The following is a 21114-nucleotide window of genomic DNA, read 5'->3' as shown; positions in this document are numbered from 1 at the left end:
ATCATGACGAAAGACGAATTGGTCGCATGGGCTCATGACCCGCGACGACAAGACACCTTGCCCTTTGGGCTCTATGAGCCCCCTTACCAAAAGGCGATAGTCGGCGCAGCTCTTGTCGTCCGGGGCGTGGTGTACTTCAAGGACGGATATACCAAGCCGGTGCGTGACGCCCTGGTGAAGTGCTACGACAGCTACATGGCGGCCCTCGATGAATATGCGAAGGTCTACGCCAGGGCGGCCGGGACGGAGCCGCCGCGCGCCGGTCCGATGCGCTGGTTCTACGAGGAAGGTAAGAGCCCGGTTGCTTTTGACAAGGCGCGTAAATTCCCGAGCTTGGCGCTAGACCAGTCGAGCAGCGCACTCGTTGTTTCGGAAACGACGAGCGCCGACCATAAGCTTGCGGCGGGCTTCTTTTCGTTCGGTGTGTTTTGCTTTGAAGATTGGCAGGCTGATTACGCGCTTGATACCCTCAAATTCAGCGTACCGCGCGGGTTCCTGCAGTTGTGCCCCGGCATTTTCGAGAGGCTGTTTGCGGAGTTCGTTGAGGCATTGCCGACCATTTGGGGGCACGCTGGTTTTGGCGTAAACCTCCCGCCCACTGAGCGGGAGCCCAACGAAGCGAGCGAGAATTTTTGGTCGCGGCTGTACGGACCCGGTATCGATGTCGGGAACCCAATGGCACACGCGACCATCGTTACGCGTGACAGGATCAAGACGGTTGACTGGCTGACGGCGCTCGATGCCGATTTTGTTCGCCAGGTCGGAGGCGCGGACAAACTGATGCTTCCACCGGACTGGTTTCGCAAGACGTCGTTCGACAATGGCGGTCTCATCATCCAAGCCGGCCCGGAACCAGCCGCCGGAGTGCCAAGAGGGAAAGGGATACCTCCGGGGCCGCCAGCCGCGTACGTGCTGGTAAATCACGCGCTGCGCTCGATCGTGGCCGAACAGTCTGACATTCTGCAAAGCGGCACGATCAACAGCACCGCACCGTTACTCAATACTCGCGTGGCAACAGAGGCATGGTTACAGCGCTTCAACGTGCCCGACGACGAGATAAACAGCTACTGGGTCGAGCTGCATAAGACGCCGAAACTGTCGCCGGCATCGTGATGTTTCGTCGCGAGTAGGATCAATACAGGTCGAGCCCTTCGGCTTCCGGTGAGCGTGCTGCTGGAACAGGGCGCGAGTCGCGGATGCGCATGATCGTCGGTCGGCTCGTATTGAATTCTTTCGCGAGAGAGGCAACGCTTGCGCCAGCGTCGAGGCGGGCAATCACTGCTGCGCGCTCGGCGTCACTCAGTGCCGGCGGCCGGCCGCAATGCTTTCCGGCCGCTTGCGCACGCTTGAGGCCGGATTGCGTCCGCTCGATCAACAGGTCGCGTTCGAACTCGGCGACAGCCGATATGACCTGCATCGTCATCTTGCCGGCCGCGCTGGTCAGGTCTGCGCCGCCGAGTGCAAGGCAGTGCACACGTACACCCATCGCCGCGAGCTGTTCGACGGTCGATCGCACGTCGATCGCGTTGCGGCCGAGGCGGTCCAGTTTCGTCACGATGAGCACGTCGCCGCGCTCGAGGCGATCCAGCAGCCGCGAGAATCCGGGGCGCTCCGCCGCTGCGACGGATCCACTTACCGTTTCCGATACGACGCGCTGCGGTTCGACCGCGAAGCCGGCCGCGGTTATTTCCCGCACCTGGTTCTCGGTGGTCTGGTCATTTGTCGAGACGCGGGCGTAACAGAAAGTGCGGGACATGGCGGAAACTGTTCAAAAGGGGTGAACGAATTATGAGGGGTGAACGAAAATAGATCAAGCTATCTTTTGAACAGGGTGGGCGACGGGTGTACAAAACCGGTCGGTTTTGTACATGGGTCTGCGCACGGGTTATCCGGTTTGCGTCGCGCGATCGGGCGCAGTATCCTCACGGCGTCGCTGAGACAGCAGCGAACCGGGGTGACAGCCGGAATTCCATCGGCGGGCAACCGCCTTACGGCGGTATTTTTTTGCCCGCGCGTCATTGCACGTCCTCTATGGTCGGGCCTTGGCGGGGGTGCGCTCGCGCACGCCGGTTTCCGATGGGCCGGTCTGTCAACCCTGTCATGTGCCCGGCCACCCCGTTTGACAGCGGCAGCCGGGTTCTATCGAAACCATCGGAGGCCGCACCATGCGTCAGTCAGCACGCGCCTATCTCGCGCGCATTTCCCAATCGCACCTCAATCGAACCGTCCCAACCGCCGAGCGTGTCGCTGCGGCCTGCCCCAGGAACGCCGCTTTTGGTGGGCCTGATCTTCCGCTTGTCGGCGTTGATGCCAACTAACAACGAGAGGGGACATATGCCGGCAGGCCTGCAAATTTGGAATGAGCGGGGACAACTCGTCCTCGACGGAACGACACGCTGCGGGAGATTACGCGGTATCCAGAAGCTCAACGGAACGGATGGCGGAATTGATGTGGATCTGTCGGCCGGCCAGCCCTTCTGGTCCTTTATGCCGGACTGGCTGTTTCAACACATCTCTATGAATGCCCCTGTTCCCGTGATCGATATTGATGCACGCGGCGTGCGATGGCGGTACAGCACGGACGGAGGGAACAGCTACCGAACGCCCGTCACAGGGTGGCTCATCTACGGAGTGTTCTGATGACAGCTGGATTCCAAGCATTCTCCGATAGTGGCGTCTTTCAGATTGACGGCCTGACGCCGAACTACCAACTTGTACAGTCCATGTCTGGTGTTTCTCAGCGAACGAGGGTTCCAACTGTCTGGAATGACGGACACGGGAGGCAGTTTTACGGCGAGTATTGGATATGCTCTTTCACCTTCGCGGCCGACGAGCCTCTATACGCGTTCCACGCTGATCCGGGCATCGGCGTTGCGCTTTGGGACGCCGGGGCGCTCGATGGTAACGGGCGTCAATTCACGGTGCGCCTGATCACGACACAACAAGCGATGGTGCGCTTCTTCGTATTCTCGAAGGTGCCCGCCAGTTCCAGCAATTTCGGTTTGCAGGTGTTCGATGAACGTGGATCGCTGATTGCTGATGCGACGAGTCCGTTCTATCGCGTCCTCGACGTGATCCAAGAGAACTACATGGGCGACGACCTTGGATGGGTCGTGGCCGGTGCACCTAACCCGCCGGATCGCTCCAAGTCCTACGGTCGTCCGGTGCTGATCTCCGCGCTTTGGTCGGCCCACTATATCTGGGGGTCGTCCAACTCGAACCAGTTGCTGTGGGACATCCTCGAAATTGGAACGGTGAGCGTTTCCGGGGATGCCGTCACATGGGGAACCCGTGTGTTCAACGGCGGGCGCACGCCGAACGTTACGACCTTCCGGGAGTGTTGGCGTACGCGCTTCATGGTGCTGGACGGAACAGGCATCGTATAGCGATTTATACGCGCCGTGCCCGCAATTATTGAGAGATGAGCGAATGCCATTGCCAAAACCAATAGACCATATTTTCGGAATCGAGATGATCGACGGGGTTCCGGTAGAAGTCGATCCTCTGCCGACGATAAATCCGAAAACCGGGCGGCACTATTCGCTCATTGAGCAGACGCGCATGCAGATTGAGCGGCATCGTCCGCGCGGCCTTGCTATGGATATGTTGCAGGCTGTATTCGCTGGGGATCGAGGCCGGGTCGGGGAACTGCTGGGGCATCCGGATTTCGGATTCGACGTGATGCGTGCAATTGTCATTGCTGCGGCATCGGGTTCGATGCGCGACGAGGAGCGCCTTCGATTTATCCGGGCCTGTCGCGAAGACCAAAAGACGCTTGTGGAGCGGCTTGAACGATCTCGGCAGGGCTATATCCGGCGGGGGGATCAGGTTGATAAAAGGCGTTTCATGACTTGGGCTCGCGACGAGTGCGGCCCCGTTCGGAACGTGGCTGAATTGGTACACGCTGCGAATCGGCGCTTCGGATCGACAATGAACTACACATCGGAGACGTTGAAGGCGTGGTATCGGGAAGCTATGCCGAACGTCAGGCTGCGGGCCGGGCGTCCGAAGAAAAAAGAATAAATACCCAGTCATCGCATAAACAGGGGAATTGGCCGGTCGGTGGGAATTTTATGAACCCCGCCGCCGCCAGATACTCCGGTTGTCCCATGCAGTCCCGTGGGAATTCAATACCGGAGGGAGTATGCAGCACGTTAATTTTCTAGAGCCCGCGCGCGTGCCGGAGCGCTTGATTCCTGCGAGCGAAGTTATCGCCCGCACCTGTCTTTCCAAGAGCGAAGTCTATCGGCGTATGGCTGCGGGCCAGTTCCCGCAAAACGTCAAGGTCGGTGCGCGTGCTGTCGCGTGGCGCGAAGCGGAAATAGATGCGTGGATTCGTGGTCTGATCGATCAGCAGCGCGGGGCCGGCTCGGGAGTCGCGCATGGCTAAGGGGCGTCCGAACAAGAAAGCCGCGAGCGTCAAAAAGGCTATCGAAACTCTTGCCGGCGCGATCGATGGTGTAGCGGACCGCGCGAGCATTGATATGTGGTTTGCGTCGTGGCAACGGGTGCATATTGCGGCAGGCGAACGAGCTGGCCGCGTGTGGCTGGCTTCCGAATATCGGGTGCCACTGCACGCCGCGCTGCGCCGCGAGGCGGGCCGCTATCGCAAGGTGCTTGAGCATGCGTCACCGCCTGTTACGGAGCCAGGGCGCTACGCTTTCGAGCAGGTTGAAGAGGCCTATGTGGGTGGCTTCCTCTACGCGGTCGAATCGTTCCTGGCGGAGTTGTCGGCGTTGGTGAAGCCGACAGCCACTGCGTGCGGCGCAGCGCCGGGCGATTTGACCGATGCGGAGGTGCCGCATTGATCCGCGCTCGAAAACACGATGACGCCGTGCCGTTCCGTCGCGGATCGGCCGATGGCCTTCCGGCTGGTGCGTCACACTGCCGGTTTGCGTTGCGCCGCCTTGCGCAGTATCCTATGCGCATCGCTGAGACAACAGCGATTCGGGCTTGGCCGCTCGGTATGCAAAAGGCGGACGACCGCCGCAATGGCGGTATTTTTTCGTCCGTACGCCTTCGCGCGCCTATTTCCTATGGCGGGCCTTGGTTGAGGGGACACCTTCGGGTGTGCCGGTTTCCTTTTGCACCGGTCGGCCAACCCCAATGCCTTGCGCCTGCCACCCCTATCTTGGCCGATAGACGGCAGGCTTCCTATCCAGCAAAAGGAGGCCGCAACATGCGCCAGTCCAGGCACGCCCATACCGGGCGCAATTTCCAATCGCACATCAATCGAATCGTTGCAGACGCCTTGCGCGCCGCTGCGCTCGCACCGACCTATCAAGACGCGCTCGACATTACCGGCGCGGCTCTTTCGGCCGTTGCTTCGCTCGCCCGGACGGAGGTGCGCGATGGTCAATAACGTCCAAATTTCGGCGCACCCCGACGGTATTTGCGTCGATCTCGCGAACTTCAGCGCGGTCGCTGACTACGTGTCCGCCAGGTCGCGGCAGCTCGAATCGTTGCTGGCGATGCTCGCCGGTGATGGGTGGGAGGCCTTCGACGGCATGAATCCGCATCATCGCGAAAATGTCCTGTGGCTTGCTGGCATGTTGGCGGCAGAGGTTGCCGGCGGCGTCGCGGAGCTGGTATCCGGTGCGGCCACGGGCGCGGAGGTGCGTCATGGCTAATCCGACGAATTTTGAATTGATGGATAGCGCGTGGAAGATCCACAACATCGTCAAGACGCTGCATGCGGCCCTGCCGGATGACGCGTTCGATTGCGATGTGCCGACCCGCTGCATGCTCCGTCACGTGCTCGAACTGGCGGAACCGCTCGCACTTGAATTGCAACGTCGTGACGGGGAGGTCTGCCATGCGTGATCGAGGCGTGCGCCGCAAAATTTCAACCGGACCGGACGGCGATTTGGTCGTTTCCCTTCCGGGTTATACGAACAAGCATGGCCTTGCCGCGACTCGTGCCCGTCAATTGGAGTCGTTACTGCAGGTCGTTTCAACCCTGCGTTTCGATGAATTGAACTACGTCCCCGATGGGTTTCTGACGGACGTGATCTTCCTTGCGACCGAGCTGTCGGGCCAAGTGGTCGATGCGCTCGATGACACGAATTCAAACGATGGGAGCAATGCGTAATGGACGGCCAGCATATTCGAACCGCGGTTATCGAGGGTTTCGACAACGCGCCGCCGCTCGATACCGGTGCGCCGATTGCGCTGCAATTTGCCGTGACGCTCGGAGCGGTGACGGCGGATGCGTGGCTGGAACTGAAAGGCTCGGTGCGCCTGCACGACTATGCCGCGTACCAGACCGAACAATTCGTGCAAACGATGGCGGCCGGAATGCGGGCGGATGGCGACATGGATGCGCGTCGCCTCAACGAAAGCCGCTACGCCTTCACGGCTGGCCTGATGGGCCGTATTCAGCAGCATACGCTTGCGGCCCTTGGCATCGTCACGCGCGATCCGCGCACGACTCACTAAGGGGCGGCCATGCAACGGACCAATTTCCCGCCGCTGACTGGCTATTGCGATGCACGTGTGCTGTTGATGCATGGCGGCGACGTGACGGACGTGTTTGATGAGGCGACGATCCGCGCGACGCAAGCGCGGGATTTGGCCGCCGCGATTGAGACGGCGGTGGAAACCGGTAGCTCCGGTGATGCGGCCGTGTTCCGGTCGGCAATGAGCGCGATCACGACGCTGCTGTCGGACGCGATCGGCCTGTACGGATACGCGCACGACATGCAAAACGGAACGCCGGGCCGCAAGTAGCGGCACAGGCGACATTGACGCGCGGAAAGGTATGCCATGCGATTAGTACTACTTATCGTATGGCTGCCCGGTGCGCCGAGCACAGGAATTTATGAGTAACGAATCCATATCCGAATTCGAGCGCGCTCGCATCGCGCTCGGCTATATCCCGCCGGATGACCGCGAGACGTGGCAAAAGGTCGGGATGGCGCTCAAGGCGGAGTTTGGCGACGAAGCGTTCGCCGCCTGGGACGAGTGGAGCCAAGGCGCGAGCAGCTATAAGGCGGCCGACGTGCGCGACGTGTGGAAGTCGTTCAAGGGCGGTAGGATCACGGTCAATACACTGTTCCACCTTGCCAAGCAAAGCGGCTTTGACCCGCGTGCGCACAAGGCAAAGCCCGTGGCTCCGGCGGAGCGCAAGCGCCAGCAGGCGGCCCGCGCCGCCCGCGAAGAGGCCGAGAAAAAGGGCATCGCATCCAAGCAACGCCAAACGGCAACGCTCGCCGCGTCGATTTGGGAGGCGGCCGAGTCCGCGCCGGCCGATCACCCCTACCTCGTTCGCAAACAAATCGCGGCCGGCGAGCTGCGCGTCTACCGTGGCGATTTATGCATCGGTGATGCGGCGTGCGATGGGGCGCTGATCGTTCCGGCTCGAGACGCGGCCGGCGAATTATGGACGCTGGAATTTATTCTGGCGGACGGTCAAAAGCGATTTCTCCCGAACGGCCGTAAATCCGGCAGCTTCGCCCTGGTCGGCGGCGACGTGTCGTCAACGGTGCTGGTTGGCGAGGGTTACGCGACGTGTGCAACGCTCGCGGCGTCGACGGGGGTGCCGGCGGCCGTCGCGTTCGATGCCGGGAATTTGCTGGCCGTCGCGACGGCATTGCGTTGCCGGTATCCCGATGCCGCTATCGTGCTATGTGCGGATGACGATCACGCGACGCCCCGTAATCCGGGCGTCACCAAGGCCCGGGCGGCGGCCGAGGCGGTCGGCGGTGCGGTGGCCGTTCCGGACTTTGGCCCGGATCGCCCTGCCGCTGGTACGGATTTCAATGATTTGGCCGCGCATCGCGGGTCGGATGCCGTGGCGGCGTGCGTGCGCGCTGCGGCCCCGGCAAGCGGTTCGCGAGCGTCCGGCGACACTGATGCGCCAGTCGAAGCCGCGAAGCCCGCCAAGCGCCCGAAAAACGCCCGCGCCCCTGCCGATAGCCAGTCGCGGTTCACGGTCGACGAAAAAGGCGTGTGGTATTTCGGCGTGAACAAAGAGGGGGACGCGCTTCCGCCGCAATGGATCTGTGAGCCGCTGGAAATTGTCGCGGAGACGCGGAACGAAGCGAACACGGAATGGGGCGTCTTGCTCGAATTCTCCGATCGGGACGGGAAGCCGAAACATTGGGCGATGCCGCGCCGGATGCTGGCCGGCGACGGTTCGGAATATCGCGCCGTGCTGATGGACATGGGGCTGAATATCGCGCCCACGGCGCACGCGAAACAGTTGCTCGCGACGTATATCCAGAGTGCACGCACGGCCGAGCGTGCCCGCTGCACGGGGCGTGTCGGCTGGCATGGCGATGCGTTCGTGTTGCCGGATCAAACCATCGGAGCCGGAAGCGAGCTGACGATTTTTCAGACCGATGGCATGGTCGAAAGCCCGTTCAAGCAACGCGGCACGCTTGACGATTGGCGGCGGGAGGTGGCCGCGCTCTGCATCGATAACAGTCGCCTGATGTTCTGCGTATCGTGTGCATTCGCGGGCGCGCTTCTGGCCGCGTCCGGGCAGCAATCCGGCGGCTTTCACCTCATGGGCGACAGTACGGTGGGTAAGACAACGGCGCTACGTGTGGCCGCGTCTGTGTTCGGCGGCCGGGATTTTCTGCGGAGCTGGCGAGCAACGGGGAATGCGATGGAGTCGACGGCTGCGCAGCACTCCGATACGTTGCTGATCCTCGATGAAATTGGACAGGTCGACCCGAAAGAGGTTGGCGATATTGTCTACATGATCGGCAACGAGGCCGGCAAGGGGCGAGCGACGCGCACGGCGACAGCGAAACCGGTCACGACGTGGCGCTTGCTGTTTTTGTCGAGCGGGGAAAAAGACCTGGTTGCGATCATGGGCGAGGCGAGCAAGGCGGCCAAGGCCGGGCAAGGCGTGCGGCTCGCGACCATTCCGGCCGATGCCGGACACGGACTCGGCATGTTCGAAACCCTGCATCAATTTCACTCCGCCAAGGCGCTTGCCGATCACATCGTGCGGGCAGCAGCCCAATATTACGGCGAGCCCGGCATTGCGTTTATTCGGCATGCATCGGAAAACGCCGAGCAGATACCGGACGTGCTGGCCGCCATGATCGCGAGCCTTGTTGATGCGTGGGTGCCGGACGGTGCGCATGGTCAGGTCGCACGCGTTGCGCAGCGCTTCGCGTTGGTCGGTGCGGCGGGCGAGCTGGCAACGCAAGCGGGCGTCACCGGCTGGAACGAAGGGGCGTCGATGGCGGCAGCGGAAGCGGTGTTCAAGTCGTGGCTGACGCTGCGCGGCAGTCACGGGAACGCCGAGACGATCGCCATGCTACGCCAGGTCCGGGCATTCTTCGAGGCACACGGCGACGCGCGCTTTATCTGGATGCAGCGATCGACCGACGACCGGCGAGCGAACGTGATGCACCGTGCGGGCTATAAGCGGATGGTCAAGGGCGGCCGGTCGGTCAACACGAATCAGGAGTACATGAGCGAGTTCGGTGAGCAAATATCCGACGCCGATGCAGAGCAGACGGAAATGGAGTTCTTTGTGTTGCCGGAGGTATTCCGTGAGGAAGTGTGTCGAGGCTTCGATCACCGTGCCGTAGCGCGCACGTTGATCGAATGCAATGTGCTGATGACGACGGGCAACGGCCGGCCGGACATGCAGGTTCGCGTACCGGGATTGGGCCGTATCCGCGCTTATCACGTGCTTCCGTCGATCTTCGATATATCCGTGGCCTGATTGCCAGCGTCGCTTGAGGGCGGCCGGGATGCGTTGCTGAATGGTGGCGTGTCCCGGCCGTTTTTCTATTCAGGGTTCCGCCCGTAGGGCGAATCGAATTCAGGCCGAGCAGGCTTGAATCGCTCGGTGCGGCGGTGGCGGCACGGGCGGATTCTTTTTGCGCGGTTGGCGGTTGTGGCGGAGATGATCCAGCAGGAGGCGCGGTGACGCGAAGCCGGACGCATTCTTGCCAATGAGGCAACAATCCAGACCGCCTGTCACCAGAGTCACCAAGCCGAAAAACTCTGTCACCATCGATCGGACAGAAAAGATTCAATTGAATCAAATGCTTATAGGCGCGTCACCGAAGTCACCAATGTCACCGCGAAAAATGGATAGGTAGGAGGGAGAAGAGGACGACGGGGACGGCTATCGAATCCGTCAGAGCCTTGTCGTGTAAGGAATTCTTCGTGTCTGCGGTGATGTTCCGTAGAGTTAGGAGCGGCTCGGCATTGTTGCGACTTGGTATGCAATCGACGGCGGACGGCATCACGCACCGGGCGCGGGCGGCCCGGTCGGTCGGCTCAACAGGGGGAGGGGTGTTTATCTCTGGCGAGGTCCGTTTGGGACCGCACGTTCAGGCCCATTTTTATGGCGAGCGTTTTTGGAAGAGGGGGAGGGTCGGAATGGCGGCCTGCTGGTGCGGCTGGTAGAGAGGCGGCAAGGTGTAGAGGTGCCCGCGTCGCCGCGAGCCCGTCAGCAGCGCGGAAAAGCGCCCCGCCGCGCGCCGCCACGCGCGAAAGGCAAAAACGCACAGGCCCGCGCGTGGAAAGCTGTCGGCGGCGGGTCAGGCGCTGGCCGATCCGGGGTGCAGCGGGATCACGTTCGCCCCGCGCTGCTGGTCGAGATAGTCGGCCCACCACTGCATCATGCGGTGCCGCTCCGGCAGGTGCTGCGCATGGTTGTACGCGGCCCGGATGCTGTTTTGCTCCGTGTGCGCGAGCTGACGCTCGATCCAGTCCGGATTGAAGCCACGTTCGTTGAGGATGGTCGAGGCGAGCCCCCGGAAGCCGTGCCCCGTCATGCGGCCGTGGAAGCCCATGCGATACAGCGCGTACAGGACCGTGTTCTCGCTGATAGGCTGTTCCGGGTTGCGCGGGCTCGGCAACAGCCAGCGCTTGTTCGTCGTCGTGTCGCGGATAGCCTGAATGACGGCGAGCGCCTGCCTCGATAGTGGCACGATGTGCGGCTGCCGCATCTTCATGCGCGGAGCCGGGATGCGCCACTCGGCGCGCTCCAGGTCGAATTCCGACCATTCTGCGAAGCGCAGTTCGACGGTGCGGACGAACGTGAGAGACAGCAGGCGCAACGCGAGTTTGGTTCGCCTGTCGCCGTCGTAGGCGTCAATCGCCGCCAGTAGCTCCGGCAATTCGCCTTCGCTGACGCGGGCCATGTTTTTTACAGCTCGCGTCTTGAGCGCGCCGCGTAGGTCGGGCGTCGGGTCGCGCTCTGCTTTGCCGGTCGCGATCGCGTAGCGAAATACCTGTCCGCACGTCTGGTGCGTTTTGCGGGAGGTTTCGAGCGCGCCGCGGTTCTCGATACGACGGATCACGGCGAGCAGCTCGGGCGCTGATATTTCGGAGATGGGCCGCTGGCCGACATGCGGGAACACGTCATTTTCGAACCGATCCATAACGCGGCCGGCGTGGTCAGCGGTCCAGCTACCGCGCTGCATTTCGTGCCACTCGCGCGCGACGGCTTCGAACGTATTCTGGGCGGCGACGGTTTGATCGTGCCGGGCGATGTCGCGCTGCATGGCCGGATCGAGGCCGGCCGCGAGCGTCCGTTTGGCGTCGTCGCGCCTGGTGCGGGCATCCGCAAGGGACACGGCGGGATAGTCGCCAAACGTCAGCAGGTTTTCTTTACCGTTGAACCGATATTTCAGGCGCCATTTCTTCGCACCGCTGGCGCGCAGCTCGAGGAACAGGCCGCCGCCGTCGAACAGCTTGTTACCCGCGCCGCCGGCAGAGTAGCGGGCGTTACGGCATCGGAGATCGGTGAGGGGTGTTGAAAGCATGTGTGAGTCCCTGTCGTCGGCTTACCCCCAAAACGGCAAGCCGTACCCCCAATCTTACCCCCGAATTTTTGGGCTTCCCCGGTCCCGTTCAGGACTTCCCGAAAACGAAAAACCCGCGAAAGCCTAGAGCTGACGCGGGTTTTGGGAATTCTCGGGACTGCCTGAAACTATGTATTGGTGCCCAGGGCCGGAATCGAACCGGCACGCCTTGCGGCGGGGGATTTTGAGTCCCCTGCGTCTACCAATTTCACCACCTGGGCTTTTCCGGAGCGCGCATGCAATTGCGCGCGGCGAAAGGGCGCATTATCGCTGAAAATGCGGGACCGGGCAAGCAGCCCGGCCGCCGGTCAAAGCTCGTACGACTCGGCTTCGCCCTTGAGCGCCTGCTCGATCAGCTTGCGGTTCAGCGTCGGCGACAGCAGCTCGACGAGCGTATACACATAGCTCCTCAGGTACGCGCCCTGCTTGAGCGCGACGCGCGTGACGTTGCTGCCGAACAGGTGGCCGACCGGAATCAGCCGCAGGTTGCGGTCGCGCTCCGGGTTGAACGCGATGTCGGCCATGATCCCGACGCCGAGGCCGAGCTCGACGTAGGTCTTGATCACGTCGGCGTCGATCGCCTCGAGCACGATGTCCGGCGACAGCCCGCGCAGCGCGAACGCATGGTTGATCTTCCTGCGGCCGGCGAACGCGTCGTCATAGGTGATCAGCGGGTACTGCGCGAGATCGTCGAGCGTCGGCGTCTTGCGCTCGAGCAGCGGGTGATCGGCGGGCACCACGGCCGCGTGATGCCACTGGAAGCAGGGCAGCGACACGAGTTCCTTGTAGTCGGCGATCGCCTCGGTCGCGATCGCGAGGTCGGCCTGGTCGTGGATCACCATCTCGGCGACCTGCGTCGGGCTGCCCTGCAGGATCGACAGGTGCACCTTCGGGAAGCGCTTCTTGAATTCGGCGATCGCGGCCGGCAGCGAGTAGCGGGCCTGCGTGTGGGTCGCCGCGATCGTCAGGTTGCCCTGGTCCTGCGCGGCGTAATCCTTTCCGACCCTTTTCAGGCTTTCGACCTCCTGGAGGATCCGCTCGACCGACGCAAGAATGATCCGCCCCGGTTCGGTGAGCGAACGCACGCGCTTGCCGTGCCGCGTGAAGATCTCGACGCCGAGCTCGTCTTCCAGCTCGATGATCGCCTTCGACACCCCCGGCTGCGACGTGTACAGCGCCTTGGCGGCCTCGGTGAGGTTGAAATTCTGCCGGACGGCCTCGCGCACGAAGCGAAATTGGTGCAGGTTCATTTATAACCCTTCCGCATATCAACAGAATTTTTTAGTCGTTTGAAATATAAGGGGAGTTTATTACGATTCACCGGAGTTTTTCAAATATGGATATCTGTTTTCGTCATTAGCAATCCACCGGCCCGCGGATGGCCGGGCTCGGCGGCGAAACGGAGATTCGGGCGCGACGTGGCTAGGACGTCGCGCGGTCAACACGAAAACCCTGGGGTCCCCGAATGTATCAGTACGACCAGTACGACCAGACGATCGTCGACGAGCGTGTCGCGCAGTACCGCGATCAGGTGCGCCGCCGCCTGTCGGGCGAGTTGAGCGAAGACGAGTTCCGTCCGCTGCGCCTGCAGAACGGCCTGTACCTGCAGCGTCATGCCTACATGCACCGCATCGCGATTCCGTACGGCAACCTGCGCAGCGACCAGCTCCGGATGCTGGCCCGCATCGCGCGCGAGCACGACCGCAGCTACGGCCACTTCTCGACCCGCTCGAACATCCAGTTCAACTGGATCAAGCTCGAGGAGACGCCCGAGATCCTCGCGAAGCTCGCGTCGGTGCAGATGCACGGCATCCAGACCTCGGGCAACTGCATCCGCAACATCACGGCAGACCAGTTCGCGGGCGTCGCTCAGGACGAGGAAATCGATCCGCGTCCGTGGTCGGAGATTCTGCGCCAGTGGTCGACGTTCCACCCCGAATTCGCGTGGCTGCCGCGCAAGTTCAAGATCGCGGTGTCGGGCTCGAAGGCCGACCGCGCGGCCGTGCAGATCCACGACCTCGGCGTCTACCTGAAGAAGAACGCGCAGGGCGAAGTGGTCGCGAGCATCCTCGCGGGCGGCGGCCTCGGCCGCACGCCGATCGTCGGCGCGGTGATCAAGGAAGACCTGCCGTGGCAGCACCTGCTGACCTACTGCGAAGCCGTGCTGCGCGTGTACAACCGCTACGGCCGCCGCGACAACCTGTACAAGGCGCGCATCAAGATCCTCGTGAAGGCGCTGTCGCCCGCGAAGTTCGCGCAGCAGGTGGAAGAGGAGTGGCAGCACCTGAAGGACGGCCCGTCGACGCTCACGCAGGCGGAGCTCGACCGCGTGTCGCAGTACTTCCTGCCGCCCGTCTATGAAAAGCTCGCCGACACCGACGCGTCGTTCGAGCAGCACCTGCTCGAGAACAAGGCGTTCGCGCGCTGGGTGGAGCGCAACGTCGCGCCGCACAAGGTGCCCGGCTATGCGGCCGTCACGCTGTCGCTGAAGAATCATCGCATCGCCCCGGGCGACGCGACCGACCAGCAGATGGAGCAGGTCGCCGACTGGGCGGACGCCTATTCGTTCGGCGAGCTGCGCGTGTCGCACGAGCAGAACCTGATCCTCGCGAACGTGAAGAAGCGCGACCTGTTCGCCGTGTGGGAAAAGGCGAAGGCGGCCGGCTTCGCGACGCCGAACGTCGGCCTGCTGACCGACATCATCGCGTGCCCGGGCGGCGACTTCTGCTCGCTCGCGAACGCGAAGTCGATTCCGATCGCGCTGGCGATCCAGCAGCGCTTCGACGATCTGGACTACGTGTACGACCTCGGCGACCTGTCGCTGAACATTTCCGGTTGCATGAACTCATGCGGCCACCACCACGTCGGCAACATCGGCATCCTCGGCGTCGACAAGGACGGCGCCGAGTGGTACCAGGTGTCGCTCGGCGGCGAGCAGGGCACGGGCCACAACGGCGCGCGCCTCGGCCGTGTGATCGGCCCGTCGTTCTCGGCGGAGGAAGTGCCGGACGTGATCGCGAAGCTGATCGACACGTTCGTCGAGTCGCGCGCCGACGGCGAGCGCTTCATCGACACGTATGATCGCATCGGCATCGCGCCGTTCAAGGAACGCGTCTACGCGGCGCGCCAGGCGGTGAACGCGTAACCAACCGGGTAGAAGGAATTTGCAGATGGCTTCGATTATCAAGAACCGCGCAGTGATCGACGACGCATGGCAGGTCGTGCGCGCGGCGGAAGACGGCGCGCTGCCCGCGGTCGACGCGTTGCCGGCCGGCAAGGTGCTGGTGCCGTTCGCGCTGTGGCAGGCCGAGCGCGCGGCGCTCGTCGCCGCGAAGACGAAGGACGAGCTCGGCGTGTGGCTCGCGCCGGACAGCGAGCCGGCGGACCTCGCCGCCGACTTCGACGCGATCTCGCTGATCGGCGTCGAGTTCCCGCGCTTCGCGGACGGCCGCGGCTACAGCATCGCGCGTCTGCTGCGCGAGCGCCACGGCTGGACGGGCGAGCTCCGTGCGATCGGCGACGTGCTGCGCGACCAGCTGCTGTACATGTCGCGCTGCGGCTTCGACGCGTTCGCGGTGCGCGCGGACAAGGACATCCACGACGCGCTGAATGCATTCGGCGAATTCTCGCAGCGCTACCAGGGCGCGTTCGACGAGCCCGCGCCGCTGTTCCGCCGCCGCGGCGCGGCGGCTGACGTAGCGACGCCCGACGCCAAGGTGAACGCATGAGCGACGCCAACGCCACCGCGCTGACGCCGGAGCTCGCCGCGAAGGTCGAACGGCTCGACGCGCTGCTCGCGCAGATCGCCGCGCGCCATCCGAAGGTGAAGTTCGCGAGCAGCCTTGCGGCGGAAGACATGCTCGTCACGCACGCGGTCCTGTCGAGGGGCGTGTCGATCGGCATCTTCTCGCTGAACACCGGCCGCCTGCATGCGGAGACGCTCGGCATGATCGACCGCGTGCGCGAACGCTACGGCTACGAGATCGAGCAATTCCATCCGCAGCAGGACGCGGTCGACCAGTACGTCGCCGACCACGGCCTGAACGCGTTCTACGAGAGCGTCGAGCTGCGCAAGTCGTGCTGCCACATCCGCAAGGTCGAGCCGCTGAACCGCGCGCTCTCCGACGTCGATGCGTGGGTCACCGGCCAGCGCCGCGAGCAGTCGGTCACGCGCGCGGAGCTGCACGAGGAAGAGCGCGACGACGCGCGCGGCATCGCGAAGTACAACCCGCTCGCCGACTGGACGGAGAGCGACGTGTGGGCGTACCTGAAGGCGTTCGACGTGCCGGTCAATCCGCTGCATGCGCGCGGCTATCCGAGCATCGGCTGCGAGCCCTGTACGCGGGCGATCCGTCCCGGCGAGGACAGCCGGGCCGGCCGCTGGTGGTGGGAGTCGCGCGATACGAAGGAATGCGGGCTGCACATCACGATCACGCCGATTCCCGCGACGTCCGACGCAAGCGCCGCGCACTGAACGACACAAGACCAAATATTGCGCTGCCCGCGAAAGCGGGCGGCACGAACCCAGAAGAGAAGGACTGAAATCATGAGCACGACGCTCGAGCAATCCGCCTTTGCCCCGCCCACCGGCGACAGCAGCCGCATGGGCCACCTCGACTGGCTCGAGGCCGAGTCGATCCACATCCTGCGCGAGCTGGTCGCCGAGTGCAGCAAGCCGGCGCTGCTGTTCTCGGGCGGCAAGGATTCGGTCGTCGTGCTGCATCTCGCGCTGAAGGCGTTCGGCCTCGGCGCGAATCGCAAGACGTCGCTGCCGTTTCCGCTCGTGCACATCGACACGGGCCACAACTACGACGAGGTGATCGACTTCCGCGACCGCCGCGCGCAGGAGATCGGCGCAGAGCTGATCGTCGGCCACGTCGAGGATTCGATCAAGCGCGGCACCGTCGTGCTGCGCCGCGAGACCGATTCGCGCAACGCCGCGCAGGCCGTCACGCTGCTCGAGACGATCGAGCAGCACGGCTTCACCGCGATGATCGGCGGCGCGCGCCGCGACGAGGAGAAGGCCCGCGCGAAGGAGCGCATCTTCTCGTTCCGCGACGAATTCGGCCAGTGGGATCCGAAGGCGCAGCGCCCGGAGCTGTGGAGCCTGTACAACGCGCGCCTGCACAACGGCGAGCACCTGCGCGTGTTCCCGATCTCGAACTGGACCGAGCTCGACGTGTGGCAGTACATCGCCCGCGAGAACCTCGAGCTGCCGTCGATCTACTACGCGCACGAGCGCGAGATCGTGCGCCGCAACGGGCTGCTCGTGCCGGTCACGCCGCTCACGCCGATGCGTGAAGGCGAGACGAGCGAGATCGCGCAGGTGCGCTTCCGCACGGTGGGCGACATCAGCTGCACGTGCCCGGTCGAGAGCGACGCGGACGACGTCGAGAAGATCATCGCCGAGACGGCGGTGACCGAGATCACCGAGCGCGGCGCGACCCGGATGGACGATCAGGCGTCCGAGGCCGCGATGGAAACGCGCAAGAAGCAAGGTTATTTCTGAAGCACACGAGGACATTCACATCATGAGCATCATCGAGAACAACGAAGACCTCGGCGTGCTGCGCTTCATCACCGCGGGCAGCGTCGACGACGGCAAGAGCACGCTGATCGGCCGCCTGCTGTACGACAGCAAGGCCGTGCTGTCCGACCAGCTGTCCGCGCTGTCGCGCGCGAAGAACAAGCGCACGGTCGGCGACGAGCTCGACCTCGCGCTGCTGACCGACGGCCTCGAAGCCGAGCGCGAGCAAGGCATCACGATCGACGTCGCGTACCGCTATTTCGCGACCGCGAAGCGCAAGTTCATCATCGCCGACACGCCGGGCCACGAGCAGTACACGCGCAACATGGTGACGGGCGCGTCGACCGCGCACGCGGCGATCGTCCTGATCGACGCGACGCGCATCACGGTCGAGAACGGCGTCGTGCAGTTGCTGCCGCAGACCAAGCGCCATAGCGCGATCGTCAAGCTGCTCGGCCTGCAGCACGTGATCGTCGCGATCAACAAGATGGACCTCGTCGACTACAGCGAAGCGCGCTTCAACGAGATCCGCGACGCGTACGTCGCGCTCGCGCAGCAGCTCGGCATCGCCGACGTGCGCTTCGTGCCGGTGTCGGCGCTCAAGGGCGACAACATCGTCGGCGCGAGCGAGCGCATGCCGTGGTACGCGGGCGAGCCGCTGCTCGACGTGCTCGAGTCGCTGCCCGTCGAGACGCAGGCGCATGATGCGCTGCGCTTCCCGGTGCAGTGGGTCGCGCGCCAGGACGGCAGCTCGGCCGACGATTTCCGCGGCTACATGGGCCGCATCGAGTCGGGCGAAGTGAAGGTCGGCGACGAGATCGTCGTGCTGCCGTCGAACCGCACCGCGACGGTCGCCGAGATCATCGCGCCGGTGCCGGGCGGCACCGCGGCCGTCGAACAGGCGTTCGCTGGACAGACGGTGACGATCCGCCTCGCGGAAGACGTCGACGTGTCGCGCGGCGACATGTTCGTCGCGACGGGCGAAGCGGTCGCGCCGGCGAAGAAGCTCGAGGCGGACCTGTGCTGGTTCGACGAAGCGCCGCTGTCGCCGCAGCGCAAGTACCTGCTGAAGCAGACCACGAGCACGGTGTTCGCGAAGATCGGCGCGGTCAAGCAGGTGCTCGACGTGCACACGCTGTCGCACGCGACCGACCGTCACGAGCTGAAGATGAACGATATCGGCCGCGTCGCGCTGACGCTGCAGAAGCCGATCGTGTGCGACACGTACGACGCGCATCCGGGCACGGGCGCGTTCGTGCTGATCGACGAGGCGACGCATCACACGGTCGCCGCGGGCATGATCCGGGCGTTCTCGGCGTAATCGGTAAACTGCGCGGCGAGCCGCGCCGCCTGTCGGGCGGCGCGGGCCGATGCCGGCGCTCGCGGACAAGCGAAGCGATAAATATGGGCAAGGTATATCTGATCGGAGCCGGGCCGGGCGCGGCGGACCTCATCACGGTGCGCGGCGCCCGGCTGCTCGCGCAGGCCGACGTCGTGCTGCACGACGCGCTCGTCGAGCCCGCGATGCTCGACTACGCGCCGAACGCCCGCAGGATCGCGGTCGGCAAGCGCTGCGGGCAGCGCTCGACCGCGCAGCAGTTCATCAACAAGCAGATCGTCGATGCGGCGCGCGAGCATGCATGCGTCGTGCGGCTGAAGGGCGGCGACCCGATGCTGTTCGGCCGCGCGGACGAAGAGATGCGTGCGCTGGAAGCGGCCGGCATCGACTACGAGATCGTGCCGGGCATCACCGCAGCGCTGGCCGGCGCGGCGACGCTGAAGCGCTCGCTGACGCTGCGCGGCGTCGCGCGCAGCGTCGCGTTTGCGACGCACAGCCGCGCGGCCGGCAGCGACGAGATCCGCGAAGCGGCGCGCGCCGATTCGATCGTCTACTACATGGGCCGCGACAGCGCGCCGGGCATCGCGCAGGAGCTGATCGACGCGGGCCGCGCGCCTGCGACGCCGGTCGCGATCGTCGAAGCGTGCAGCACCGCGCGCGAGCGCACCCTGACGCTGACGCTCGCCGAGATGGCGGCGGGCGCGGCGCAGGCGTGGCTCGATCCGGCGCAGCCGAGCCTGCTGATGATCGGCGATGCGTTTGCCGACCGCGGAGAGCACGCGAAACGGGCCGGCAGGATGCGCGACGCGGCCTGAGCGGAGCAGGGCGTCCGAAACGAAAAAGCGCTGGCTTTGTTGGCCAGCGCTTTTTTCTTGTGCGGCATGTGGGGCATGCGCAGCGCTTACGCGCCGTCGTCCAGCTGATCGAGGCAATAGCGCGCGATCGCATCGAGCACGCCGTCGTCCTCGCCGACCGCGGTCGCGCAGCGGATCTCGATGCCCGGATGCGCGGCGCGGCATGCATCGACGAGCTGCGGCAGGTCGCGCCGGATGTGGCCGCCCTGGCCGAGGAACACCGGCACCACGGTGATGCGCGTGCAGCCGGCCGCCACTTGCGCGGCGACCGCGGTGTCGAGCGACGGCGTCATCAGCTCCAGGAACGCGAGCGACACGGAAGAAGCGGGCGCGCCGCGCGCGGCGCGCAGCCGCGCGGCGAGCCGCTCGAACGGCTCCGCCCAGCGCGGATCGCGGGCGCCGTGAGCGAACAGGACGATGCCGTGCGAATCCATGTCGAACTCCGTCGCGAGGCCGGCGCTCAGTGCCGGTCGACCCATTTGAGCGCGAACAGGCCGAGCCCCAGATAGAGCAGGCCGGGGAGCGCCGCCGTCAGCGGCGCGGGCCATGTGTTCAGCGTGCCCATGTGCGAGAACAGCGTGTTGAGCAGCTGGAAGCTCATGCCGAGCATGATGCCGCCGAACACCTTCACGCCGACCACGCCCGCGCGCGTATGCAGGTACGCGAACGGCAGCGACAGCACCAGCATCACGAACACCGCGAACGGATACAGCAGCTTGCGCCACAGCGCGATGTCGTAGCGCTGCGTGTCCTGCTGGTTCTCCTTCAGGTGCTGGATGTAGCGGAACAGGTTGATCAGCGACATCCGTTCCGGCGACACGAGCAGCACCGACAGGATCTGCGGCGTCAGGTCCGAGCGCAGCCGGAACTCGGGCAGCGTGACCTGCTGCGACCGGTACACGGGGTTCAGCGCGTCGGCGGGCTGGCCGCTGATCGGCTTGATCGGCGTGAGCTCGGTCTCGGTGACGCCCGTCAGCAGCCAGTGGCCGGGCGCCTCGTAGCGGCCCGTCTGCGCGATGCGCACGTTCTGCAGCTGGAATTTCGAATCGAATTCGTAGATCCGCACGTTGCTGATCGTCGAATCCGGCGACAGGCTGCCGACGTTGACGAAGCGCGTGACCTGCTCGCCATTGTCGCGCGCGGTGAGCGTGTCCTTCACCCACACGCCGGACTGAAAGTTCGACGACACCGACGCGCCGAGCGCTTGCAGCCGCACGCGCTCGGACAGCTGGTCGGCGTAGGGGCCGACGAATTCGCCGATCAGGTAGGTGACGATCACGAGCGGCACGCCGATCTTCAGCAGCGAGCGCAGCGCCTGGTTGGTCGCGAGGCCCGACACGCGGAAGATCGTGAATTCCGAGTTCGCGGCCATCTGCGCGAACACGTAGATCGCGCTGATCAGCGCGGCGACCGGGATGATCTCGTAGAAGCGCGACGGCGTCTGCAGCGCGACGCGCAGCACCGCGTAGCCGAACTTGTAGTTGCCGTGCCCGACCGAGTTCAGCTCGCTGATCAGGTCGAAGAAAAAGAACAGGCCCGAGAACGCGAACAGGATGAAGACGAACGTGACGTAGATCTGCCGCGCGAAGTACTTTTCAAAGAGCCGCATCG

Annotated in this window: 24 protein-coding genes and 1 tRNA gene; 19 read left to right on the top strand and 6 right to left on the bottom strand. The window is 64.2% G+C overall.

The window, feature by feature from the left end; genetic code table 11:
• Window positions 1–3: 3 nt before the first annotated feature.
• On the top strand, window positions 4–1113 hold the full coding sequence (locus ACFIMZ_RS15285; RefSeq protein ID WP_431820237.1) for a type VI immunity family protein: 1110 nt from the start codon (window positions 4–6) through the stop codon (window positions 1111–1113).
• Between the two features lie 19 nt (window positions 1114–1132).
• On the opposite strand, the gene ACFIMZ_RS15280 is transcribed toward ACFIMZ_RS15285, so the two are convergent.
• Window positions 1133–1756, bottom strand: coding sequence for a recombinase family protein (locus ACFIMZ_RS15280; RefSeq protein WP_431820236.1), 624 nt, complete (start codon window positions 1754–1756; stop codon window positions 1133–1135).
• Between the two features lie 521 nt (window positions 1757–2277).
• Between ACFIMZ_RS15280 and ACFIMZ_RS15275 the strand changes: the two genes are divergently transcribed.
• The 12 genes from ACFIMZ_RS15275 to ACFIMZ_RS15220 all read left to right on the top strand — a co-directional run bounded on the left by ACFIMZ_RS15275 (window position 2278) and on the right by ACFIMZ_RS15220 (window position 9688).
• Window positions 2278–2640 (top strand): hypothetical protein, encoded by a 363-nt coding sequence (locus ACFIMZ_RS15275; RefSeq protein ID WP_431822508.1) that lies wholly within the window; start codon window positions 2278–2280, stop codon window positions 2638–2640.
• Window positions 2640–3386: a hypothetical protein gene (locus ACFIMZ_RS15270; RefSeq protein WP_431820235.1), complete on the top strand. Its 747-nt coding sequence runs from the start codon at window positions 2640–2642 to the stop codon at window positions 3384–3386. Before ACFIMZ_RS15275 ends, ACFIMZ_RS15270 begins: the two co-directional genes overlap by 1 nt.
• A gap of 43 nt (window positions 3387–3429) precedes the next feature.
• Window positions 3430–4023: a hypothetical protein gene (locus ACFIMZ_RS15265; RefSeq protein ID WP_431820234.1), complete on the top strand. Its 594-nt coding sequence runs from the start codon at window positions 3430–3432 to the stop codon at window positions 4021–4023.
• A gap of 121 nt (window positions 4024–4144) precedes the next feature.
• Window positions 4145–4390, top strand: coding sequence for a helix-turn-helix transcriptional regulator (locus ACFIMZ_RS15260; protein WP_431820233.1), 246 nt, complete (start codon window positions 4145–4147; stop codon window positions 4388–4390).
• Window positions 4383–4808, top strand: a complete 426-nt coding sequence (locus ACFIMZ_RS15255; protein WP_431820232.1) for a hypothetical protein — start codon at window positions 4383–4385, stop codon at window positions 4806–4808. Before ACFIMZ_RS15260 ends, ACFIMZ_RS15255 begins: the two co-directional genes overlap by 8 nt.
• 371 nt (window positions 4809–5179) lie before the next feature.
• Complete coding sequence (locus tag ACFIMZ_RS15250; protein WP_431820231.1) at window positions 5180–5362, top strand: hypothetical protein; 183 nt, start codon at window positions 5180–5182, stop codon at window positions 5360–5362.
• On the top strand, window positions 5352–5630 hold the full coding sequence (locus ACFIMZ_RS15245; RefSeq protein ID WP_431820230.1) for a hypothetical protein: 279 nt from the start codon (window positions 5352–5354) through the stop codon (window positions 5628–5630). The genes ACFIMZ_RS15250 and ACFIMZ_RS15245 overlap by 11 nt, the downstream gene beginning before the upstream one ends.
• Window positions 5623–5823 carry a hypothetical protein gene (locus ACFIMZ_RS15240; RefSeq protein ID WP_431820229.1) on the top strand — a complete coding sequence of 67 codons (201 nt, stop codon included), beginning with the start codon at window positions 5623–5625 and terminating at the stop codon, window positions 5821–5823. The genes ACFIMZ_RS15245 and ACFIMZ_RS15240 overlap by 8 nt, the downstream gene beginning before the upstream one ends.
• Window positions 5816–6091, top strand: a complete 276-nt coding sequence (locus ACFIMZ_RS15235) for a hypothetical protein (RefSeq protein ID WP_431820228.1) — start codon at window positions 5816–5818, stop codon at window positions 6089–6091. The genes ACFIMZ_RS15240 and ACFIMZ_RS15235 overlap by 8 nt, the downstream gene beginning before the upstream one ends.
• A complete protein-coding gene (locus ACFIMZ_RS15230; protein ID WP_431820227.1) occupies window positions 6091–6438 on the top strand; it encodes a hypothetical protein in 348 nt (115 codons plus the stop codon). Before ACFIMZ_RS15235 ends, ACFIMZ_RS15230 begins: the two co-directional genes overlap by 1 nt.
• A 9-nt stretch (window positions 6439–6447) precedes the next feature.
• Window positions 6448–6729 (top strand): hypothetical protein, encoded by a 282-nt coding sequence (locus ACFIMZ_RS15225; RefSeq protein ID WP_431820226.1) that lies wholly within the window; start codon window positions 6448–6450, stop codon window positions 6727–6729.
• A 106-nt stretch (window positions 6730–6835) separates the two neighbouring features.
• A complete protein-coding gene (locus tag ACFIMZ_RS15220) occupies window positions 6836–9688 on the top strand; it encodes a DUF927 domain-containing protein (protein ID WP_431822507.1) in 2853 nt (950 codons plus the stop codon).
• Window positions 9689–10514: 826 nt separating this feature from the next.
• Here the strand turns inward: ACFIMZ_RS15220 and ACFIMZ_RS15215 are convergent.
• The 3 genes from ACFIMZ_RS15215 to ACFIMZ_RS15205 all read right to left on the bottom strand — a co-directional run bounded on the left by ACFIMZ_RS15215 (window position 10515) and on the right by ACFIMZ_RS15205 (window position 13033).
• Window positions 10515–11744, bottom strand: coding sequence for a tyrosine-type recombinase/integrase (locus ACFIMZ_RS15215; protein ID WP_431820225.1), 1230 nt, complete (start codon window positions 11742–11744; stop codon window positions 10515–10517).
• A 175-nt stretch (window positions 11745–11919) separates the two neighbouring features.
• A tRNA-Leu gene (locus ACFIMZ_RS15210) sits at window positions 11920–12004 on the bottom strand.
• 87 nt (window positions 12005–12091) lie between these two features.
• Window positions 12092–13033 (bottom strand): CysB family HTH-type transcriptional regulator, encoded by a 942-nt coding sequence (locus tag ACFIMZ_RS15205; protein ID WP_059612809.1) that lies wholly within the window; start codon window positions 13031–13033, stop codon window positions 12092–12094.
• A gap of 215 nt (window positions 13034–13248) precedes the next feature.
• Between ACFIMZ_RS15205 and ACFIMZ_RS15200 the strand changes: the two genes are divergently transcribed.
• From ACFIMZ_RS15200 to cobA, 6 genes are all read left to right on the top strand, one after another.
• The gene (locus tag ACFIMZ_RS15200) at window positions 13249–14928 is read left to right on the top strand and encodes a nitrite/sulfite reductase (RefSeq protein ID WP_431820224.1); all 1680 of its coding nucleotides are present in this window, start codon (window positions 13249–13251) and stop codon (window positions 14926–14928) included.
• A gap of 25 nt (window positions 14929–14953) precedes the next feature.
• Window positions 14954–15511, top strand: a complete 558-nt coding sequence (locus ACFIMZ_RS15195; protein ID WP_431820223.1) for a DUF934 domain-containing protein — start codon at window positions 14954–14956, stop codon at window positions 15509–15511.
• Window positions 15508–16257 carry a phosphoadenylyl-sulfate reductase gene (locus ACFIMZ_RS15190; protein WP_431820222.1) on the top strand — a complete coding sequence of 250 codons (750 nt, stop codon included), beginning with the start codon at window positions 15508–15510 and terminating at the stop codon, window positions 16255–16257. Before ACFIMZ_RS15195 ends, ACFIMZ_RS15190 begins: the two co-directional genes overlap by 4 nt.
• Before the next feature lie 72 nt (window positions 16258–16329).
• Window positions 16330–17292 (top strand): sulfate adenylyltransferase subunit CysD, encoded by a 963-nt coding sequence (gene cysD / locus ACFIMZ_RS15185; RefSeq protein ID WP_431820221.1) that lies wholly within the window; start codon window positions 16330–16332, stop codon window positions 17290–17292.
• A gap of 22 nt (window positions 17293–17314) precedes the next feature.
• Window positions 17315–18631: a sulfate adenylyltransferase subunit 1 gene (locus tag ACFIMZ_RS15180; RefSeq protein WP_431820220.1), complete on the top strand. Its 1317-nt coding sequence runs from the start codon at window positions 17315–17317 to the stop codon at window positions 18629–18631.
• Window positions 18632–18714: 83 nt separating this feature from the next.
• Window positions 18715–19464, top strand: a complete 750-nt coding sequence (gene cobA, locus ACFIMZ_RS15175; RefSeq protein ID WP_431820219.1) for a uroporphyrinogen-III C-methyltransferase — start codon at window positions 18715–18717, stop codon at window positions 19462–19464.
• A gap of 86 nt (window positions 19465–19550) precedes the next feature.
• Here the strand turns inward: cobA and ACFIMZ_RS15170 are convergent, their stop codons facing one another.
• Window positions 19551–19937 carry a sirohydrochlorin chelatase gene (locus tag ACFIMZ_RS15170; protein WP_431820218.1) on the bottom strand — a complete coding sequence of 129 codons (387 nt, stop codon included), beginning with the start codon at window positions 19935–19937 and terminating at the stop codon, window positions 19551–19553.
• 26 nt (window positions 19938–19963) lie between these two features.
• On the bottom strand, window positions 19964–21112 hold the full coding sequence (gene lptG / locus ACFIMZ_RS15165; protein WP_431820217.1) for an LPS export ABC transporter permease LptG: 1149 nt from the start codon (window positions 21110–21112) through the stop codon (window positions 19964–19966).
• Window positions 21113–21114 lie beyond the last annotated feature (2 nt).

Origin of the sequence: Burkholderia sp. F1 (genome assembly GCF_050813845.1) — a bacterium.
GTDB classification, from domain to species: domain Bacteria; phylum Pseudomonadota; class Gammaproteobacteria; order Burkholderiales; family Burkholderiaceae; genus Burkholderia; species Burkholderia ubonensis.
Note: the sequence above shows the minus strand (reverse complement) of the source record. Positions and strands in the feature narration are given on the sequence as shown.

Bases quoted from the DNA above. Each gene is read 5' to 3' on its own strand.
- ACFIMZ_RS15285 (WP_431820237.1), top strand. From the start codon at position 4: ATGACGAAAGACGAATTGGTCGCATGGGCTCATGACCCGCGACGACAA.
- ACFIMZ_RS15280 (WP_431820236.1), bottom strand. From the start codon at position 1,756: ATGTCCCGCACTTTCTGTTACGCCCGCGTCTCGACAAATGACCAGACC.
- ACFIMZ_RS15270 (WP_431820235.1), top strand. From the start codon at position 2,640: ATGACAGCTGGATTCCAAGCATTCTCCGATAGTGGCGTCTTTCAGATT.
- ACFIMZ_RS15265 (WP_431820234.1), top strand. From the start codon at position 3,430: ATGCCATTGCCAAAACCAATAGACCATATTTTCGGAATCGAGATGATC.
- ACFIMZ_RS15260 (WP_431820233.1), top strand. From the start codon at position 4,145: ATGCAGCACGTTAATTTTCTAGAGCCCGCGCGCGTGCCGGAGCGCTTG.
- ACFIMZ_RS15255 (WP_431820232.1), top strand. From the start codon at position 4,383: ATGGCTAAGGGGCGTCCGAACAAGAAAGCCGCGAGCGTCAAAAAGGCT.
- ACFIMZ_RS15250 (WP_431820231.1), top strand. From the start codon at position 5,180: ATGCGCCAGTCCAGGCACGCCCATACCGGGCGCAATTTCCAATCGCAC.
- ACFIMZ_RS15245 (WP_431820230.1), top strand. From the start codon at position 5,352: ATGGTCAATAACGTCCAAATTTCGGCGCACCCCGACGGTATTTGCGTC.
- ACFIMZ_RS15240 (WP_431820229.1), top strand. From the start codon at position 5,623: ATGGCTAATCCGACGAATTTTGAATTGATGGATAGCGCGTGGAAGATC.
- ACFIMZ_RS15235 (WP_431820228.1), top strand. From the start codon at position 5,816: ATGCGTGATCGAGGCGTGCGCCGCAAAATTTCAACCGGACCGGACGGC.
- ACFIMZ_RS15230 (WP_431820227.1), top strand. From the start codon at position 6,091: ATGGACGGCCAGCATATTCGAACCGCGGTTATCGAGGGTTTCGACAAC.
- ACFIMZ_RS15225 (WP_431820226.1), top strand. From the start codon at position 6,448: ATGCAACGGACCAATTTCCCGCCGCTGACTGGCTATTGCGATGCACGT.
- ACFIMZ_RS15215 (WP_431820225.1), bottom strand. From the start codon at position 11,744: ATGCTTTCAACACCCCTCACCGATCTCCGATGCCGTAACGCCCGCTAC.
- ACFIMZ_RS15205 (WP_059612809.1), bottom strand. From the start codon at position 13,033: ATGAACCTGCACCAATTTCGCTTCGTGCGCGAGGCCGTCCGGCAGAAT.
- ACFIMZ_RS15200 (WP_431820224.1), top strand. From the start codon at position 13,249: ATGTATCAGTACGACCAGTACGACCAGACGATCGTCGACGAGCGTGTC.
- ACFIMZ_RS15195 (WP_431820223.1), top strand. From the start codon at position 14,954: ATGGCTTCGATTATCAAGAACCGCGCAGTGATCGACGACGCATGGCAG.
- ACFIMZ_RS15190 (WP_431820222.1), top strand. From the start codon at position 15,508: ATGAGCGACGCCAACGCCACCGCGCTGACGCCGGAGCTCGCCGCGAAG.
- cysD (WP_431820221.1), top strand. From the start codon at position 16,330: ATGAGCACGACGCTCGAGCAATCCGCCTTTGCCCCGCCCACCGGCGAC.
- ACFIMZ_RS15180 (WP_431820220.1), top strand. From the start codon at position 17,315: ATGAGCATCATCGAGAACAACGAAGACCTCGGCGTGCTGCGCTTCATC.
- cobA (WP_431820219.1), top strand. From the start codon at position 18,715: ATGGGCAAGGTATATCTGATCGGAGCCGGGCCGGGCGCGGCGGACCTC.
- ACFIMZ_RS15170 (WP_431820218.1), bottom strand. From the start codon at position 19,937: ATGGATTCGCACGGCATCGTCCTGTTCGCTCACGGCGCCCGCGATCCG.
- lptG (WP_431820217.1), bottom strand. From the start codon at position 21,112: ATGCGGCTCTTTGAAAAGTACTTCGCGCGGCAGATCTACGTCACGTTC.